This window comes from Caulobacter sp., assembly GCF_049283275.1.
Taxonomy (GTDB): Bacteria; Pseudomonadota; Alphaproteobacteria; order Caulobacterales; family Caulobacteraceae; genus Caulobacter.
Genome location: NZ_JBAPVS010000051.1, coordinates 1 through 4,542, shown reverse-complemented (window position 1 = coordinate 4,542; position 4,542 = coordinate 1). Strand labels below are relative to the sequence as shown.

Sequence of the window (4,542 nt, the reverse complement as noted above, 5' to 3'; positions counted from 1 at the left end):
CCCCCACAGGGGAGGACCTTCTACTTCTCAGCCGCTTCCTGCAGCACCCCGATCACCCGGCCGCCCTTGGCGCCCTGGACGATGATCACGGTCTTCAGCGCCTCGTCGGTAGGGGCGGGCAGGCGATAGAGCTTGGGTCGGCCGTTCCAGGGCCCCAGGCGGACCAGTTCGCGCACGACGTTGCGGTGGACCAGGGTCTGGCCGCGGTTGTCGCCGCGCTTGACGGCGATGTCCTGCTCACGCGGGTCGTACCGCACCAGCCAGACCTCGCCCCCGCCCCGCGGCGCGGGACCCGAACCGACGGCGACACGGCTGTCGCCGCCGACGAACTCCATGTCCGGCGGATTGGACGGCGCCTTGGCGGCGTCCTTGACCAGGGTTTCGACCGCTTCGGCCTTGGCGCCGGAGGCCTGTTCCCGGCCGGCGACCACGACCTGCGGGGTCGGCACGTCGCGCAGCGAGAACTTCGTGGCGTAGGCGCGTTGGCGGGTCGCGAAGGCCGGCTTGGCGAAGGTGTCGGGCCAGCCAAGATAGTCCCAGTAGTCGACCGAATAGGTCAGGGCCAGCACGCCCTTGTCGTCGGCCATGTCGGCGATGACCTGGTTGGCCTTGCCGCAGGACGAGCAACCTTGAGCGGTGAACAGCTCGACGACCACCGGCGGCTTCGCGGCGAGCGCGGGCGCGGCTGAAAAACCCGCGAGGGCGGCGAGAACGGAAAAGAGCAGGGCCTGACGCATGTGCGGCGCACTTAAGCCAAGATCGCGGCCGATGGCCGTTCACGAGGCCGTGAAGGCGAAGTTCTTTGAGGTTTTCACACCGCCGACAAAGAAAAAGCCGGGCCCTTTCGGACCCGGCTTGATCTTGTCTGGGGTCGAAACCCCTGACCGCGTCGCGCCTAGTCGGCCTTGGCCAGGTTGCGCAGCACGTAGTTCAGCACGCCGCCGTTCTTGAAATATTCAAGCTCGGTGGGGGTGTCGATGCGGCAGCGAACCGGGAAGCGGGCGATGCGGCCGTCCGTCGGGCGGTAGAGCTCGACGATCAGCTGCTTGCGCGGCGCCAGGTCCTGCAGGCCGCGGATCGAGACGATCTCCTCGCCCGTCAGCTCCAGCTTCTGCCAGCCTTCCTGGACGAACTGCAGGGGCAGGACGCCCATGCCGACCAGGTTGGAGCGGTGGATGCGCTCGAAGCTTTCGCAGATCACCGCGCGGACGCCCAGCAGCTTGGTGCCCTTGGCGGCCCAGTCACGCGAGCTGCCAGTGCCGTATTCCTTGCCGCCGAACACCACGGCCGGACGACCCTCGGCCTGGTACTTCATGGCCGCGTCGTAGATCGACATCACTTCGCCCGAGGGGAAGTGCTTGGTCACGCCGCCTTCGATGTCCGGGGTGATCTTGTTGCGGATGCGGATGTTGGCGAACGTGCCGCGCATCATCACCTGGTGGTTGCCGCGGCGCGCGCCGTAGCCGTTGAAGTCCAGCGGATCGACGCCGTTGTCGATCAGGTACTGGCCGGCGGGGCTGGTCTTCTTGATCGAACCGGCCGGGCTGATGTGGTCGGTGGTGATCGAGTCGCCGAACACGGCCAGGACGCGGGCTTCGACGATGTCGGTGACCGGAGTCGGGGTCATCGACATGTTGGGGAAGTAGGGCGGGTTCTGGACGTAGGTCGAGTCGCCTTCCCAGGCGTAGGTCTGGCCGCCGGTGATCTTGATCCCCTGCCAGTTCTTGTCGCCCTTGAAGACGTCGCCATAGCGGGTGGCGAACATCTTTTCGGTGACCGACTTGCGCTGCAGGGCGGCGATGTCCTCGTTCGAGGGCCAGATGTCCTTCAGATAGACGTCGTTGCCCTTCTTGTCCTGGCCCAGCGGCTGGGTGGCCAGGTCGATCTTCATCGAGCCGGCCAGGGCGTAGGCCACCACCAGCGGCGGCGAGGCCAGGTAGTTGGCGCGGACGTCCGGGTTCACGCGGCCTTCGAAGTTGCGGTTGCCCGACAGCACCGAGCAGGCCACCAGGTCGGCGTCATTGACGGCCTTGCTGATGTTCTCGGGCAGCGGGCCCGAATTGCCGATGCAGGTGGTGCAGCCGTAACCGACCAGGTTGAAGCCCAGGGCGTCCAGGTGCTTGGTCAGGCCGGCCTTCAGCAGATAGTCGGTGACCACCTGCGAGCCGGGGGCCAGCGAGGTCTTCACCCACGGTTTGGTCTTCAGGCCCTTGGCCACCGCGTTCTTGGCCAGCAGGCCGGCGGCGATCAGGACGCTGGGGTTGGAGGTGTTGGTGCAGCTGGTGATGGCGGCGATGACCACGTCGCCGTGGCCGACGTCGAAGTTCTCGCCCTCGACCGGCACGCGGGCGTTGGGGGCCTCGGCCTTGCCGAACTCGCCGACCAGGCTTTCAGCGAACTTGCTGGCGGCTTCGGTCAGCAGCACCCGGTCCTGCGGACGCTTGGGGCCGGCCAGCGACGGCAGAACCGACGACAGGTCCAGCTCCAGGCTGTCGGTGAAGGTCGGCTCGGGCACGCCCGGCTCCCACCACAGGCCCTGCTCCTTGGCGTAGGCCTCGACCAGGGCGACGCGGGCGGCGTCGCGGCCGGTGCCCTTCAGATAGGCCACGGTGGCGGCGCTGATCGGGAAGAACCCGCAGGTGGCGCCGTATTCCGGCGCCATGTTGGCGATGGTCGCCTGGTCTTCCAGGGTCAGGCTGGCCAGGGCGTCGCCGTAGAATTCGACGAACTTGCCGACCACGCCCTTCTTGCGCAGCATCTGGGTGACGGTCAGCACCAGGTCGGTGGCGGTCGCGCCTTCCGGCAGGGCGCCGTTCAGCTTGAAGCCGATGACCTCGGGGATCAGCATCGGGATCGGCTGGCCCAGCATCGCGGCCTCGGCCTCGATGCCGCCCACGCCCCAGCCCAGGACCGACAGGCCGTTGACCATGGTGGTGTGGCTGTCGGTGCCGACGACGGTGTCGGGATAGGCGACTTCGGCGCCGTCGACGGCGGCGGTCCAGACGGTCTGGGCCAGATATTCCAGGTTCACCTGGTGACAGATGCCGGTGCCCGGAGGGACGACGCGGAAATTGTTGAAGGCCGACGAGCCCCAACGCAGGAAGCGGTAGCGCTCGATGTTGCGCTCATACTCGCGCTTGACGTTCTCGTCGTACGCCTGCGGGTTGCCGAAGTTGTCGACCATCACCGAGTGGTCGATGACCAGGTCGACGGGGTTCAGCGGGTTGATCTTGGCCGGGTCGGCGCCCAGCGACACCATGGCGTCGCGCATGGCGGCCAGGTCGACGACGGCCGGAACGCCGGTGAAGTCCTGCATCAGCACGCGGGCCGGGCGGAAGCTGATTTCGTGCTCGACGCTGCCCTTGTTGTTCAGCCAGCTGGCGACGGCCTTCAGGTCGGGTTCGTCGACCGAGACGCCGTCTTCGTAGCGCAGCAGGTTCTCCAGCAGCACCTTCATCGACACCGGCAGCTTGCTGATGTCGGTCAGACCGGCTTCCTCAGCGGCCCGAAGGCTGTAATAGACGTAGGTCTTGCCGCCGACGACGAGTTCGCGGCGGGTTTTGAGGCTGTCTACAGACGCCATTTCGAAGGATCCCTTCTCTGTCCACGGCCGCCGGAAAACCTCTCCAGGGATCGCGCGATCGAGGCGGACCCACAGCGTCCATCCTCGCGCCGCGTACGCCCCATCCAATGCGGAGGGTGACGGCCGTGCGCTTCTTAGCCGTCGCCGTGGGCAACGTCCATGCGCAGGGCAGGGTCTTGAGGGCTTCAGGGCTATGTTGAGAGCTATTCGCATCAAGGACTTAAGTCTTGTTCGCGGCGAGCGGCGGCTGTTCTCGGGTCTGGACCTGGAGGTTTCGGCGGGACAGGCCGTGGCGCTGACCGGACGCAACGGCGCGGGCAAGACCAGCCTGCTGCGGGCCGTGGCGGGGCTTCTGCGGCCGTCGCACGGCGTCATCGGTTTCGACGGCGAGACCGGCGCGCTGGAGGCCGAGGTCGCGCGGTCAGAGGCCCTGCACCTGGTCGGCCACCACGACGGGCTGAAGTCGACGCGTTCGGCCTGGGAGGAGCTGCTGTTCCAGACCCGCTGGACCGGCGGGTCGGAGGCCTCGGCGCGGGCCGCCGCGACGAAGCTGGACCTGGACCGCCTGCTCGACCTGGAGATCCGCCGCCTGTCGGCCGGCCAGCGTCGCCGCGTGGCCCTGGCCCGGCTGCTGGCCAGTCCCCGCTCGCTGTGGCTGCTGGACGAGCCGATGGCCCCGCTGGACGCCGGCCACCGCGAGGGCTTCGGCGCCCTGATGGCCCAGCACCTCGAAGCCGGCGGCATGGTGCTGGCCGCCGTGCACGATCCCCTGCCCGTGCCCTGCCGCGTCGTGGAGGTGGGCGGATGAAGGCCTTCCTCGTCCTCCTGCGCCGCGAACTGGCCCTGGCCTGGGGCAAGGGCGGCGGGCCGCTGCTGGCCCTGGCCTTCTATGCCTGCGTCGTCACCCTGCTGCCGCTGGCGGCCGGCCGCGCGCCCGAGCGGCTGGCGTCCCTGGCCCC

The 4,542-nt window shown here is 68.2% G+C and carries 4 protein-coding genes; 2 read left to right on the top strand and 2 right to left on the bottom strand.

The window, feature by feature from the left end:
• Positions 1 to 20: 20 nt before the first annotated feature.
• Positions 21 to 737: a DUF1223 domain-containing protein gene (locus WAL33_RS02680; protein ID WP_422178226.1), complete on the bottom strand. Its 717-nt coding sequence runs from the start codon at positions 735 to 737 to the stop codon at positions 21 to 23.
• Positions 738 to 895: 158 nt separating this feature from the next.
• Positions 896 to 3,583, bottom strand: a complete 2,688-nt coding sequence (gene acnA, locus WAL33_RS02675; RefSeq protein WP_422178224.1) for an aconitate hydratase AcnA — start codon at positions 3,581 to 3,583, stop codon at positions 896 to 898.
• Between the two features lie 193 nt (positions 3,584 to 3,776).
• On the opposite strand from acnA, the gene ccmA reads away from it, so the two are divergent.
• Both ccmA and WAL33_RS02665 read left to right on the top strand, forming a co-directional pair.
• A complete protein-coding gene (gene ccmA / locus WAL33_RS02670; protein WP_422178222.1) occupies positions 3,777 to 4,391 on the top strand; it encodes a heme ABC exporter ATP-binding protein CcmA in 615 nt (204 codons plus the stop codon).
• Positions 4,388 to 4,542 (top strand): heme exporter protein CcmB (locus WAL33_RS02665; RefSeq protein ID WP_422178228.1); only part of this gene is annotated, 155 nt, incomplete at its 3' end. The genes ccmA and WAL33_RS02665, both read left to right, overlap by 4 nt.